Here is a 13831-nt window from a genome sequence, read left to right on the forward strand (position 1 = left end):
CCCGTTTGATGAGCCTTTCCGCGCGTCCGGCGCTGCACCGCAATTTCCACCGCCTGGCGTGGTTCGCCATGATCATGACCGCGAGCACGATCATGTTCGGCGCCTTCGTGCGCCTGTCCGATGCCGGCCTGAGCTGCCCGGACTGGCCGACCTGCTATGGCCAGGCCACCTGGCCGCAGCACGTGGAAGAGACCATTGGCCACCCGGCGGCGGAGATCCGCCCGCTGGAAACCCACAAGGCCTGGCGTGAGCAGGTGCACCGCTTCCTGGCCGGCGCGCTGGGCATCGAGATCCTGACCCTGGCGCTGCTGGCCACGCGCAAGCGGCGATTCGGAAGCACGGCGGTGGTGACCGCCTGCGTGCTGGTGGCCGCCGGCATACCGCTGTACATGATGGGTTGGCATGGCGCCGCCAGCGCCTTGGCGCTGATAGGCGAGGCGATCCTGCTGATCGCCGCGCTGCGCTGGAGCAACATCGACCTGGCCCGCGCTGCCCTGCTGACCCTGGCGGTGGTGATCTTCCAGGCCCTGCTGGGCATGTGGACGGTGACCCTGCTGCTCAAGCCCATCGTGGTGATGGGCCACCTGCTGGGCGGCATGCTGATGTTCGCGCTGCTGGTGTGGATGGCCTGGCGCGCCACGCACATGCCGATCACCCTGGCCGAGGCGCCGAAGCTGAAGTGGCTGCTGCGGATCGGCGTGGCCGTGCTGGTCACCCAGATCGCGCTGGGTGGTTGGGTCAGCGCCAACTACGCTGCGCTGGCCTGCGGCGGCGGCAGCGCCTCGCTGGACAATTTCCCGCGCTGCGCCAACCAATGGTGGCCGCAGCACAACTTCGTCGAAGGCTTCACCCTGTGGCGCGGCATCGGCGTGGACTACGAAGGGGGCGTGCTGGATGGTGCCTCGCGTATCGCCATCCAGATGGCGCACCGCCTGTTCGCGGTGGTGGTGGCCGTCTACCTGCTGTGGCTGGGCGTTCGCCTGTTCCGCCTGCCGAGCATGCGTGGCTGGGCCAGTGCGCTGATCGTGCTGCTGGTGCTGCAGGTCACCCTCGGCATCCTCAATGTGAAGCTGGCGCTGCCGCTGGAAGTGGCGGTGGCCCACAACGGCGTGGCCGTTGCCCTGTTGTTCGTGCTGGTCAGCCTGCTGGCCCGCCTGCGTGCCCCGGACTGATTCCATGTTTTCCAATTACCGCCAGTACTGGGACCTGACCAAGCCCAAGGTCGTCGCCCTGATCGTCTTCACTGCCCTGGTCGGCATGGTCCTGGCCATTCCGGGCGTGCCCAGCTGGGAGCAGGTGCGCGCCGGCGTGCTCGGTTTCCTCGGCATCTGGCTGGCGGCCTCGGCCGCCGCCGCCATCAACCAATTGCTGGATGCGCACATCGATGCGCAGATGGCGCGCACCTCGTGGCGTCCCCTGGTGGTGGGCAAGGTCAAGCCGTGGCAGGTGCTGGTGTTCGCCGGCGTGCTGATCGTGTTGTCGATGACCATCCTGGTGCTGTGGGTGAACCTGATCACCGCAGTGCTGACCTTCGCCTCGCTGATCGGCTATGCGGTGATCTACACCGTGTACCTGAAGCGCGCGACCTCGCAGAACATCGTCATCGGCGGCCTGGCCGGCGCGATGCCGCCGATGCTGGGCTGGGCCGCGGTGACCGGCATGCAGGGCTCGTCGGACTGGGCGTACTCGTCGCTGCTGGTGCTGATCATCTTCATCTGGACGCCGCCGCACTTCTGGGCGCTGGCGATCTTCCGCCGCGAGGACTACGCCAAGGCGGAGATCCCGATGCTGCCGGTGACCCATGGCGTGGTGCACACCCGCAAGCAGATCATGGTGTATTCGGTGGTGCTGGCGCTGGTCTGCCTGCTGCCGTACCTGGTGGGCATGAGCGGCGCGTTCTACCTGGGCGGCGCGATCGTGCTCAACGCCGTGTTCCTCTGGTACGCCTGGCGCATGCTGAACCCGCCGGACGAACTGTTCTCGATGAAGATGTTCTATTACTCCATCGTGTACCTGATGGCGCTGTTCGCGTTCCTGCTGGTCGACCACTGGATCCTGCCCTGGTTGTGACGGGCTGGTGCATCCACGCATGGCGTGGATCTACTCAAGATCACAGGCATCAGCCGAGCATGGGCTCGGCTCTACAGTAGATCCACGCCACGCGTGGATGTTTTCCCGCATCAGTCCGCGCGTCCAGTAGATCCACGCCATGCGTGGATGTTTTCCCGCATCAGTCCGCGCGTCCAGTAGATCCACGCCATGCGTGGATGTTTTCCCGCAGCAGCCCGCGCGTCCAGTAGATCCACGCCATGCGTGGATGATTTCGAGGTCGGGTCAGGACTTGCGTCGCGCATACCGCTGCGCGATCACACCGCAGACGATCAGCTGGATCTGGTGGTAGATCATCACCGGCAGCACGATCGCGCCCAGGCTGCCACCAGCGAACAGCACCTTGGCGATCGGGACGCCCGTGGCCAGGCTCTTCTTCGAGCCGCAGAACACGATGGCGATCTCGTCCTCGCGGTTGAAGCGCAGGCGGCGGGCGATGAAGGTGATCAGCGGCATGGCGATGCCCAGCAGCACCGCGGCCACCACTGCCACGGCCAGCAACGAGAGCAGCGGCGTCTTGCTCCACAAGCCCTCGGTGACCGCCTCGCCGAACGCCGAGTACACCACCAGCAGGATGGTGGCCTGGTCGGTGTAGCGCAGCAGTGCGCGCTGCCGCTCCACCCAGCCGGCAATCCACGGCCGCAGCAGATGGCCAGCCACGAACGGCACCAGCAGCTGCAGCATGATGCCGCCGATCGCGTGCAGCGGGTCATGCACGCCGCCGGAGGTGCCGGCCAGCGCGGTCAGCAGCAGCGGGGTCAGGAACACACCGAGGATGCTCGACAGCGAGGCGCTGCATACGGCGGCCGGCACATTGCCGCGGGCCATCGAGGTGAACGCGATGGACGACTGCACGGTGGACGGCAGGGTGCACAGGAACAGCACGCCCAGGTACAGCTCTGGGGTCAGCAGCCAGCCCGACAACGGCTTGAACATCAGCCCCAGCAGCGGGAACAGGATGAAGGTGCAGGCCAGGATGGTCAGGTGCAGCCGCCAGTGCAGCATGCCGCCGATGATCGACTCGCGCGGCAGGCGTGCGCCATGCAGGAAGAACAGCGCGGCGATGGCGACCGTGGTGACATCGTCGAGGACGATGGCGGCGGCGCCCTTCATCGGCAGCAGGGAGGCCAGGCCGACGGTGCACAGCAGGGCGAGGGTGAAGTTGTCCGGTCGCAGGCGCGACCACCAGCGGGTCATGGTGGGCAGAGTCCTTGGTGCGGTGGAGTCAGGGCGAAGTGGATGGCGTGGCCAGGCGCTGGCGGGTGGCGGCTTCCAGCGACTTCAGGCCGGCACGCTGGCCGAGCTGCAGGGCCTGTTCCGGGCTGGCGTGTTCGTAACGTGCATTGACCAGGCCGAGCACGGCACCGGCACGGTTGCCGGAGGCGCAGTGCAGCAGCACCGGTCCCTGGCTTTGCCGCAGGGCCTGATGCACGGCGCGCACATTGGCCGCATCCAGTCCCTCTGCGCCGGCCACCGGAATGCGCACATAGCGCAGGCCCAGCGATTCGGCCACGTGGGTTTCATCGAAACCCCGGTCCTCGCCAGGCTGGCGCAGGTCGATCACCGTGCGTACGCCTTGTGCGGCCAGTTCGCGCAGTTGTGCGGCACTGGGCTGGCCGCCGGCATACAGGCCTGGGCGGACTTCATTGAGCGGGGTATCCGCGGCCAGGACGGCCAGCGGCAGGCAGAGCGACAACAACAGCAGGCAGGTCAGGCGCAGCAGCATGGTCCTCTCCGTGAAAGCGTTCTGCCCCTCTACAGGCGCAGCCCGGCGCGGGCCTTCAGCAGCTCGCGCAGTTCGTATTTGTCAGTATCGTCCAGACCCTGCTGGCGCTGCTTTGCCAACAACTCCTCCAGACGTTGCACCAGCAGCTGTTTCTCCAGCTGTGCCACCGCGTCATGCAGTTCCTGGGTCCAGCTGGCCTCGGTGCCGGGCAGTGTCTGTGCCGCCAGTGTATGCAGCGAGGCCTGTTCTTCGCGGCCGTCGAAATGTTCCAGCAGGGCGCCGGTGCTGATGTCCGGGCGCTGTTCAACCAGCCCCAGCAGCTCCAGCAGCAGCTCCACGCCGGGCAGGCGCAGGCCCTGGAAGTGATGCTTGCCGCCCAGGGTCAGGGCAAGCGAGGGCTGTTGCAGCAGCACGGCGATCGCGCCGCGCACCAGGCTGCGCTTGGCCACCGGCTGGATCGTGCGCGAGGGCTGGCGCTGTGGCATCGGCGCGCGCGTGGCGGCAGCGTTGCCACCACCCAGACCGGTCAGCTGGCCCAGCTGCTGTTTCATCAGGTCGCCGAAGGCGCCGTCGGGAATCTGCGCCAGCATCGGCTTTGCGCGTTCGGCCAGGCGCGCCTTGCCATCCAGCGTGCCCAGGTTGATCTCGCGGGTCAGTTCGTCGAAGAAGAACTGCGACAGCGGCGTGGCCTGCTTCAGGCGTTCGTTGAAGGCCTCGGCGCCTTCCTTGCGCACGATGGTGTCCGGGTCCTCACCATCGGGCAGGAACAGGAAGAAGGCCTGGCGGCCATCCTTCATGCGCGGCAGCACCGACTCCAGCGCCTTCCAGCCGGCACGGCGGCCGGCGGCGTCGCCGTCGAAGCAGAAGAACACGTCCGGCGCGTTGCGGAACAACAGCTCGGCATGGTCCGGCGTGGTCGCCGTGCCCAGCGTGGCCACCGCCTGGGTGACGCCGAACTGGAACAGCGAGACCACGTCCATGTAGCCCTCGACCACGATCAGCCGCTCGATCTTCTGGTTGGCCTGGCGCACCTGCCACAGGCCGTAAAGTTCGCGGCCCTTGTGGAACAGCGCGGTCTCGGGCGAGTTGAGGTACTTGGGGCCATCGTCCTTCTCGAACACGCGGCCGCCGAAGGCGATCACCCGGCCACGGCGGTCGAAGATCGGGAACATCACCCGGTCGCGGAACTTGTCGTAGACGTGGCCGCGGTCGTTCTTGGAGAACAGGCCGGCGCGGTCGAGCAGTTTCATGCGCCGCTCGTCCTTGCCCAGCGCATCGCGCAGCCCGCTGTACCCATCGGGCGCATAGCCGATCTGGAAGCGTGCGCGGTTCTCTTCGTCCACGCCGCGGCCGTCGAGGTAGCTGCGCGCCTTCTCGCTGCCTTCCAGGTTCTTCTGGAAGAACTTGGTAGCGGCGTCCAGAGCGGAGTACAGCTCGCGGCTGTCGTCCTGCTGCTGCGGGCTGCGCGGATTCTCGTTGCGCGGCACTTCCATGCCGGCGCGCTTGGCCAGTTCATCCACCGCGTCGAGGAACTCGAGGCGGTCGTAGTTCATCAGGAAGCTGATCGCGGTGCCGTGCGCGCCACAGCCGAAGCAGTGATAGAACTGCTTGGTGGGCGATACCGTGAACGAGGCCGAGCGTTCGTCATGGAACGGGCAGCGCGCTGCGTACTCCTTGCCCTGGCGCTTCAACGGCACGCGGCTGCCCACCACCTCGACAATGTCGGTGCGGGCGAGCAGATCGTCGATGAAAGCGTCGGGGATACGGGCCATGGGCAACAGGGCAGGGCGCGGCCGCCAGGGCGCGCAGCAGGGGGCGGCGGATTCCCCCTAGTTTACTCGCTGGCGACGTCCGGGCCGGCCTGTTCCGCATCGACCCCGGCCTTGGCCAGCTGCGCCCGCGCATGCAGGCGCTCGTCGATCACTGCGGTCATCAGCGCACCGACGAAGAACACGGCGGTGGCGTAGTAGATCCACACCAGTGCGATCACCAGCGCGCCCATCGAGCCGTAGGCGCTGCCCGGGGCCACGGTGGCGATGTAGACGCCGATGCCGTAGCGGCCCAGGGTGAACAGCACCGAGGTGATGGCACCGCCGATGAAGGCCTGGCGCCAGGCCACGCGGCGGTCGGGCAGGTAGTGGTAGAGGAAGGCGAAGGCCAGCGTGTAGAGCAGCAGCGAGGTCAGGTAGCCGATCGCCGGCAGCACCGAAGGCAGCTGCGCGAACACCACCTGCAGTGCGGTGGTGGCGGTCATCGAGAGGATCAGCAGGAAGCCCAGTGCCAGCACCACGCCGAAGGAGAACACGCGCTTGCGCAGCCAGGCCTTGACGCCTTCCAGGCGCTGGCCGCTGGTGTGGAAGATGCGGTTCAGCGCGTTCTGCAGCTGGGCGAACACGGCGGTGGCACCGACGAACAGCAGCAGCGTGCTCCACAGCCCGGCCAGCGAACCTACGCTGGGCTGGCTGTTGGCGTTGTGCAGCACGGTGTCGGCGACGCTGGCCACGCTGCTGCCGGCCACCGAACCGATCTGGCTGATCAACGTCTGTTGTGCTGGCGGGTACAGCGAGGCAGTCAGCCACAGCAGCAGCACCAGTAGCGGTGCCATCGACAGCAGGGCGTAGAAGGAGACCGAAGCGGCCTGGGTCAGCACGTCGATTTCGACGAAGCGCTTGGCCACCGCCATCGGGAAGCTGTCCTGCAGGCGGTCAGCATAGTGGCGAAGCCGTGCGGGGATGCCGTGGGGACGCGAGCCGGTGGGGGCGTTGGATTGCTCGACCATGGGGATGTTGTAGCAGCCAGGGGTCGAAGGGGCGGTGAAGCGGGTGTTGCATCGGTAGCGCCGGGCCATGCCCGGCGATCGTCCGAAACGCCGGGCATGGCCCGGCGCTACGGGATCAACGCTGGCTTACGCCAGCAGCTGCTTGACCAGCTTGGACACCAGGCCCATGTCGGCCTGGCCGGCGAGCTTGGGCTTCAGCGAACCCATCAGCTTGCCCATGTCGGCCGGGCCGGAAGCACCGGTCTCGGCAATGGCGGCCTGGATGGCGGCCACGATCTCGGCTTCGCCCATCTTGGCCGGCAGGTAGGCTTCGATGACCACGATCTCGGCGCGCTCGATCTCGGCCAGGTCTTCACGGTTGGCGGCTTCGAACTGGCTGACCGAGTCCTTGCGCTGCTTGACCATCTTGTCGAGCACGGCGATCACGGCGGTATCGTCCAGCTCGATGCGCTCGTCCACTTCGCGCTGCTTGATGGCGGCGTTGATCAGGCGGATCACGCCCAGCTTGTGCTTCTCGCCCGCCTTCATGGCGGCCTTCATGTCGTCGGTGAGCTGCTGCTTCATGCTCATGAGGAACCTCGTGGTGGTAGGTGGGGCGGGGCGGATGCCCGAACCCGGAAACGCAAAAAGCCGGCGACGCTCGCGCGTGCCGGCTTCGGCTCCATCGCGACAGGCAAGCCTGCCGCAATGAAGATGCGTCCGATCAGTACAGGCGCTGACGCTTGGTGACGTCGCGCGACGAGCGGCGCAGCTGACGCTTCACAGCAGCGGCGGCCTTGCGCTTGCGCTCCTGGGTCGGCTTTTCGTAGAACTCGCGCTTGCGGGTTTCGGCCAGCACACCGGCCTTTTCGCAAGTGCGCTTGAAGCGGCGAAGAGCAAACTCGAAGGGCTCGTTCTCGCGGACTTTGACGCTGGGCATGGAATCTCCGGGACACAGTAGAACCGGGTCACGCCCGGCGAGCCGCACATTATAGCGGCGAATAGACAAACTGCAAGCGGCCAACCCTGAATACGGGTCGGAAGTTCGAAAGCAGTGAGATCTGCACATCCCCCGAGGGAGCGGCAGGGGCGTCATAATAGCAGGCATGCGAGTCCTTGGCATCGAATCTTCCTGTGATGAGACCGGCGTGGCGGTGTATGACACCGACCTGGCCGGCAGCGCTGCCCTGCGCGCCCATGCGGTCTACAGCCAGATCGCCCTGCATGCCGAGTACGGCGGTGTAGTGCCCGAGCTGGCCAGCCGCGACCACGTCCGCAAGCTGCTGCCGCTGGTACGCCAGACCCTGGCCGACGCCGGCCTCGGCGTGGGCGACATCGACGGGGTGGCCTACACGGCCGGTCCCGGCCTGGTTGGCGCCCTGTTGGTGGGCGCCGGCGTGGCCCGATCGCTGGCCTGGGCGCTGGAGGTGCCGGCGGTAGGCGTACACCATATGGAAGGCCACCTGCTGGCCCCGCTGATGGAAGACGACCCGCCGGAAGCGCCGTTCGTGGCGCTGCTGGTGTCCGGCGGCCATACCCAGCTGGTGGCCGTGGACGCCATCGGCCAGTACCGCCTGCTGGGCGAGACCCTGGACGATGCGGCCGGCGAGGCCTTCGACAAGACCGCCAAGCTGATGGGCCTGCCGTACCCGGGCGGCCCCCAGCTGGCCAAGCTGGCCGAGCAGGGGACGCCGGGCGCGTACCGCTTCGCGCGGCCGATGACCGACCGCCCCGGGCTGGATTTCAGCTTCTCCGGCCTGAAGACCCAGGTCCTGATGGCCTGGCGCGACAGCGACCAGAGCGAGCAGACCCGCGCCGACATCGCCCGTGGCTTTGAAGATGCCGTGGTCGAGACCCTGTCGATCAAGTGCGAGCGCGCCCTGGAAGCCGCCGGCACCAATGTGATCGTGGTGGCCGGTGGCGTCGGCGCCAACAAGCGCCTGCGCGCGCGCCTGCAGCAGATGGCCGAGCGCCTGGGCGGCCGCGCCTGTTTCCCGCGCCCCGCGCTGTGCACCGACAACGGCGCGATGATCGCCTTCGCCGGCGCGCTGCGCCTGCAGGCCGGCCAGCACAGCCCGCCGAAGGTGGACGTGACCCCGCGCTGGGACATGGCGACCCTGCCGGCGGTGTGATCCCGTAGCGCCGGGCCATGCCCGGCGAACGTATCACCGACGCCTTGCCAACGGCGACGCCGCCAACACCGTCGTCGCCCGCTCATGGCGCTGCAACCACCCCAGGGTGTGCGGGCACCGTGCATGGATCAGCCGCCCGATGGCGGCGAGGTCAGCGCCGATGTCTCGTTCCAGGATGGGTTCGTGGTGCGCGATGCGGTTGCGCAGGTGGCGGATGCGTCCAATGTCTGCGTGGATGGCTTTCCGGATGACACTGGGATGTGCCGAAGGCGCATGACGTAGAACCCCACCAAGTGCAGGTATCCATAATGTGGCGTCGAAGCGGCAGGTGAAGAGCTGCTGCCAGAACACCATGGGCAGATTGGCGATGATTTCGGGTGTCTCCGTCGCGCGGCCGGCGACCTGTTCCAACGCGGCTCTCGCCGAGGCGGATGGCGATGTCGGCAGCCTGCGCCGGAAGGCCGCATTCCAGGGCCAGCGCGGACCGTGCTGCCGGGCGAGCACCGTGGCCGCCGCGTTGCGGGTGACCACTTCGCAAAGATGCACGGGCATCATCAGTGCACCGCACATCCGCATGTTCCAGACGTACAAGGAATCGGCAGTGACATCAGGGCTGCAGGTCGATGCAATTCTCTCGTAAGTCGACAGACGCTCCGCTGACAACGCGCGCCTCAGTGCATCGTATGCAGCCATCGTTGTGCGTGGTGTTGAAGGAAGGATCGATGTTGGCCTCGGAGGAAGGCGATCACCATCAGGCAACCCCCCTTGTTCGCATGACCGGTTTTCCGCGTTGCGGCTGGGAGGAATGCCTCCCGCTGCGTTGTCGTGATTGGCCTTGACCCGCCATTGGCTCACTGACTAGTCTGGGCACATGCGCCACCGGGACTCGCGGCTTGAGAAAGCTCCCCCCGGGGACAAACGGTAGTACCAAAGGGCCCCGCTAGCGGGGCCCTTTGTCTTTTCCGGGCCGCCCCGTGCCGGCCACCCGTCGCCCGTTCCGGGCAGGCTCACCGCCGTGCCGTTACCATGGCCGCCTGTATTCGGGCTGGTAACCGCAATGGACAAGGTTTTCATCGAGGGGCTGACGATCGACGCCCTGATCGGTATCTACGATTGGGAGCGACGGATCCGCCAGGACCTGGTGTTCGACCTGGAAATGGGCTTTGACAACCGTCGCCCCGCGGCCACCGACGACATCGCCCACACCCTGAACTACAAGGCGGTGAGCAAGCGCCTGGAGCAGTTCGTGCGCGAATCGGAATTCGGCCTGGTCGAGACCCTGGCCGAGCGTTGCGCGCAGATCGTACTGGAGGAGTTCGACGTGAAGTGGCTGCGCCTGAAGCTGAGCAAGCCCGGTGCGGTGCGCGGCGCACGCGCGGTGGGCGTGATCATCGAACGCACGCGCGACTGACCCGGTAAACCCGGCCAGCGGCCGGCAACCTTGGCAACAACGAAACAGACAGGAGACAACTGATGGTGGACGCGGTGGTGGCGGTACAGTGGCTGGAAAAGCTGCAGAACACACTGGAACCCTATCCCGGCGCCTACCTGGCGTTGATGATTTCGGCCCTGCTGATCGCAGCCAGCCTGGCCAACTGGGTGACCAAGCGCATCCTCGTGCGTGGCCTGCGGCGCCTGTTGCAGCGCCTGCCGGGTGCCGAGTCCGGGCGTGGCAGCCACGTGATGCGGGTGATTTCGCGCCTGTCCAACGTGGTGCCCAGCCAGGTGATCGCCTCGGGCATCACCCTGATACCTGATCTGCCGCCCGGCCTGGTCAACGTCATCATCAAGCTGTGCATTGTGTGGGCCGTGCTGACGGTGTCGATGGCGTTCTCGCATGCGCTGGACGCGGCCAACAGCCTGTACGAGCGCAAGCCCGATGCGCGCAACAAGCCGATCAAGGGCTACCTGCAGGTGGTCAAGATCGTGGTGTTCGTGGCCGCTGGCCTGTCGATCGTCGCTACCCTGCTGGGCGTAGCGCTGGGCCCGCTGGTCACCGGCCTCGGCGCGGCCACCGCAGTGCTGATGCTGATCTTCCAGGACACCATCCTGTCGCTGGTGGCCAGCGTGCAGATCAGCGGCGATGGCCGCGTGCGCATCGGCGACTGGATCGAGATGCCCAGCCAGAACGCCGACGGTGATGTCATCGACATCGCGCTGCACACCGTCACCGTGCAGAACTTCGACAAGACCATCACCACCATCCCGACCAAGAAGCTGGTGACCGAGTCGTTCAAGAACTGGCGCGGCATGCAGGAGGCCGGTGGCCGCCGCATCAAGCGCGCGCTGTACCTGGACCAGCACAGCGTCGGCTTCCTGGACGAGGGCGACCTGGCCTTCCTCGGCCAGTTCGCGCTGCTGCGAGACTACCTGCAGGACAAGGAACAGGAGCTGGGGCAGTGGAACGGGCGCCTGCGCGAGCAGGGCGTGGCCGAGGTCAACAGCCGCCGGGTGACCAACCTGGGCACCTTCCGCGCTTACGTTGAGCGCTACCTGCGCAGCCATCCGGGCATCCACACCGACATGACCCTGCTGGTGCGGCAGCTGCAGCCGACCACCGAGGGCCTGCCGCTGGAGCTGTACTGCTTCACCCGCAGCACCGCCTGGGGCGAGTACGAGGCGGTGCAGTCGGACATCTTTGACCACCTGCTGGCGATCCTGCCGGCCTTCGGGCTGCGGGTGTTCCAGGCCTCCAGTGACGCCATGTTGATGGCCGGGCAGCGCCAGCTGGCCGGCTCGGAGTAAGCTGCGATGCCTCCGGCCGGACCGTACGGATCCGGCTGGAGCCTGAAACTGAATGACGAAACCTCTCGCCAAATGGCTCGGGATCGCTAGAATGCCGGGCTTGTAAACGTTTTCATCAAGGACTGCTGGTGGCCTCCGATCGCATCGAATCCCTCATTGCCCAGATGACCGTCGAGGAAAAGGTCGGCCAGCTGGGTGTCTTCGCGGACATGGTCCGCCCGTTCGCCCCGGACGTGAACCCGGAAGCCAACGTGCGCAATGCCGACCAGGTGCTGCAGCAGGTGCGCGAGGGCAAGGTCGGCTCGCTGTTCAACGGTGTCGGCGCCGAACTGGGCCGCCGTATCCAGCAGGTCGCCACCGAGGAAAGCCGCCTGGGCATCCCGGTGATCCTGGCCGCCGACGTCATCCACGGCATGCGCACCGTGTTCCCGATCCCGCTGGGCGAGGCCGCCAGCTTCGAGCCGGACCTGGCCGAGCGCACCGCCCGCGCCACCGCCATCGAGGCCACCGCCGCCGGCCTGCACTGGACCTACGCACCGGCCGTGGATATCGCCCGCGACCAGCGCTGGGGCCGTGGCGCCGAAGGTGCCGGTGAGGACGTGGTGCTGGGCTGTGCGTTCGCCGCCGCCCGTGTGCGCGGCTTCCAGGGCAACGACCTGCGCGCCGCCGATTCGCTGCTGGCCACGCCCAAGCATTTCGCCGCCTATGGCGCGGTGATGGCCGGCATGGAATACAACATGGTGGACATCTCGCCGCAGACCCTGCGCGACGTGCACCTGCCGCCGTTCAAGGCCGCCTTCGACGCCGGCGCGATCACCGTGATGTCCTCGTTCAACGACATCAACGGCGTGCCGGCCAGCGCCAATGCCGAACTGCTGACCGACATCCTGCGCGGTGAGTGGAAGTTCCCGGGCGTGGTGATCTCCGATTACACCGCCGACATGGAACTGGTGGCGCACGGCTATGCCGCCGACGACCGCGATGCGACCGCAAAGGCGTTCACCGCCGGCCTGGACCTGAGCATGCAGAGCGGCTTCTACGCCGAGCACCTGCCGGGCCTGGTCGAGAGCGGCGAAGTGCCGATGGCGGTGCTGGATGAAGGCGTGCGCCGCATCCTGTGGCTGAAGGAAACCATCGGCCTCTTCGACGACCCGTACCGTTCGCTGGACCCGGCGCGCGAAGCCGATACCTCGCACATTGCCGCCCATGACGAATTGTCGCGCGATGCCGCACGCCGTTCGATCGTGCTGCTGAACAACCGCGACAACGTGCTGCCGTTGCAGAAGACCGGGCAGAAGATCGCGCTGATCGGCCCGTTCGTGCAGGACCGCGAGAACATCGAAGGCTGCTGGACCCTGTTCGGCGACAAGCAGCGCTATGTCGACCTGGAAACCGGTGTGCGTGCCGCCATCGGCGATGAAGCGCTGCTGGAGATCGTGCCCGGCTGTGATCTGGAAACCGCGATTCCGGGCGGCACCGAAGCGGCCGTGGCCGCCGCGTTGCGCGCCGACGTAGTGGTGCTGGCGCTGGGCGAACCGCAGCGTTACAGCGGTGAGGCGCAGTCGCGCGTGGAAATCACCCTGCCGCCGGCCCAGCAGGCACTGGCCGAGGCGGTGGCGATGACCGGCAAGCCGCTGGTGGTACTGCTGCGCAACGGCCGCGCGCTGGCACTGCAGGGTGCGGTGCGCAATGCACAGGCGGTGGCGGTGACCTGGTACCTGGGCACGCAGACCGGCCACGCCGTGGCCGATGTGCTGTTCGGCGACTACAGCCCGTCCGGCCGCCTGCCGGTCAGCTTCCCGCAGGTGTCTGGCCAGCAGCCGTACTTCTACAACCACCCGCGCACCGGCCGCCCGGAACTGCCGACCATGTCGGAGTTCAAGGCCCGCTGGCGCGAGATTCCCAACGAGCCGCTGTACCCGTTCGGCCACGGCATCGGCTACACCACCTTTGCCTACGGCGTACCGCAGCTGAGCACGGCCCAGCTTGGCTGGGACGACACCCTGACCCTCACCACCACGCTGACCAACCGCGGCGACGTGGCCGGTGAGGAAGTGGTGCAGCTGTACATCCATGATCGCGTGGCCAGCCGCGTGCGCCCGGTGCGCGAACTGAAGGACTTCCGCAAGGTGGCACTGCAGCCGGGCGAGTCCACCGAGGTGGTGTTCAGCCTGACCCGCGAGCAGCTGGCCTTCACCGGCCGTGACGGCGTGTCGCGCGCCGAGCCGGGTGTGTTCGACGTGTGGGTCTGCGCCTCGTCGGCCGCCGGTGAAGCGGTGCAGTTCGAGCTGCTGAAGGGCTGATTGCGCCCTCATCCACGCATGGCGTGGATCTACGGCAAGCGGTAGCGCCGGGCCATGC

The 13831-nt window shown here is 67.1% G+C and carries 13 protein-coding genes; 6 read left to right on the forward strand and 7 right to left on the reverse strand.

The features are described from left to right. The first annotated feature begins 8 nt into the window (after positions 1 to 8). Together AC5P88_RS00100 and cyoE are read left to right on the forward strand one after the other, a co-directional pair. Entirely contained in the window at positions 9 to 1172 is a 1164-nt protein-coding gene (locus AC5P88_RS00100; protein ID WP_495223960.1) for a COX15/CtaA family protein, read from the forward strand. A gap of 4 nt (positions 1173 to 1176) precedes the next feature. After that, complete coding sequence (gene cyoE / locus AC5P88_RS00105; RefSeq protein ID WP_005407798.1) at positions 1177 to 2070, forward strand: heme o synthase; 894 nt, start codon at positions 1177 to 1179, stop codon at positions 2068 to 2070. Positions 2071 to 2334: 264 nt separating this feature from the next. Here cyoE and AC5P88_RS00110 read toward each other — a convergent pair whose 3' ends face one another. From AC5P88_RS00110 to rpsU, 6 genes are all read right to left on the reverse strand, one after another. Next, positions 2335 to 3306: a bile acid:sodium symporter family protein gene (locus tag AC5P88_RS00110; RefSeq protein WP_106549714.1), complete on the reverse strand. Its 972-nt coding sequence runs from the start codon at positions 3304 to 3306 to the stop codon at positions 2335 to 2337. A 28-nt stretch (positions 3307 to 3334) separates the two neighbouring features. Continuing rightward, positions 3335 to 3835 (reverse strand): protein tyrosine phosphatase family protein, encoded by a 501-nt coding sequence (locus AC5P88_RS00115; protein ID WP_106549715.1) that lies wholly within the window; start codon positions 3833 to 3835, stop codon positions 3335 to 3337. Between the two features lie 29 nt (positions 3836 to 3864). Continuing rightward, positions 3865 to 5607, reverse strand: coding sequence for a DNA primase (dnaG, locus tag AC5P88_RS00120; protein WP_106549716.1), 1743 nt, complete (start codon positions 5605 to 5607; stop codon positions 3865 to 3867). Positions 5608 to 5669: 62 nt separating this feature from the next. Next, positions 5670 to 6614, reverse strand: coding sequence for a YihY/virulence factor BrkB family protein (locus AC5P88_RS00125; protein ID WP_106549717.1), 945 nt, complete (start codon positions 6612 to 6614; stop codon positions 5670 to 5672). 126 nt (positions 6615 to 6740) lie between these two features. Next, positions 6741 to 7184: a GatB/YqeY domain-containing protein gene (locus AC5P88_RS00130; protein WP_106549718.1), complete on the reverse strand. Its 444-nt coding sequence runs from the start codon at positions 7182 to 7184 to the stop codon at positions 6741 to 6743. Between the two features lie 133 nt (positions 7185 to 7317). Continuing rightward, the gene (rpsU, locus tag AC5P88_RS00135) at positions 7318 to 7533 is read right to left on the reverse strand and encodes a 30S ribosomal protein S21 (protein ID WP_002808376.1); all 216 of its coding nucleotides are present in this window, start codon (positions 7531 to 7533) and stop codon (positions 7318 to 7320) included. Between the two features lie 166 nt (positions 7534 to 7699). Here rpsU and tsaD point away from each other — a divergent pair, with 166 nt between their 5' ends. Further along, on the forward strand, positions 7700 to 8725 hold the full coding sequence (gene tsaD, locus AC5P88_RS00140) for a tRNA (adenosine(37)-N6)-threonylcarbamoyltransferase complex transferase subunit TsaD (protein ID WP_495223961.1): 1026 nt from the start codon (positions 7700 to 7702) through the stop codon (positions 8723 to 8725). Between the two features lie 33 nt (positions 8726 to 8758). Here tsaD and AC5P88_RS00145 read toward each other — a convergent pair whose 3' ends face one another. Next, positions 8759 to 9418 (reverse strand): hypothetical protein, encoded by a 660-nt coding sequence (locus tag AC5P88_RS00145; RefSeq protein ID WP_495223962.1) that lies wholly within the window; start codon positions 9416 to 9418, stop codon positions 8759 to 8761. A gap of 364 nt (positions 9419 to 9782) precedes the next feature. Between AC5P88_RS00145 and folB the strand changes: the two genes are divergently transcribed. From folB to AC5P88_RS00160, 3 genes are all read left to right on the forward strand, one after another. After that, positions 9783 to 10136, forward strand: coding sequence for a dihydroneopterin aldolase (gene folB, locus AC5P88_RS00150; protein WP_010484221.1), 354 nt, complete (start codon positions 9783 to 9785; stop codon positions 10134 to 10136). Positions 10137 to 10198: 62 nt separating this feature from the next. Next, entirely contained in the window at positions 10199 to 11470 is a 1272-nt protein-coding gene (locus tag AC5P88_RS00155) for a mechanosensitive ion channel family protein (protein WP_111111350.1), read from the forward strand. A gap of 128 nt (positions 11471 to 11598) precedes the next feature. After that, entirely contained in the window at positions 11599 to 13773 is a 2175-nt protein-coding gene (locus AC5P88_RS00160; protein WP_495223964.1) for a glycoside hydrolase family 3 N-terminal domain-containing protein, read from the forward strand. Positions 13774 to 13831: the final 58 nt, after the last annotated feature.

Source organism: Stenotrophomonas sp. YJH_SMC_8 (genome assembly GCF_059371315.1).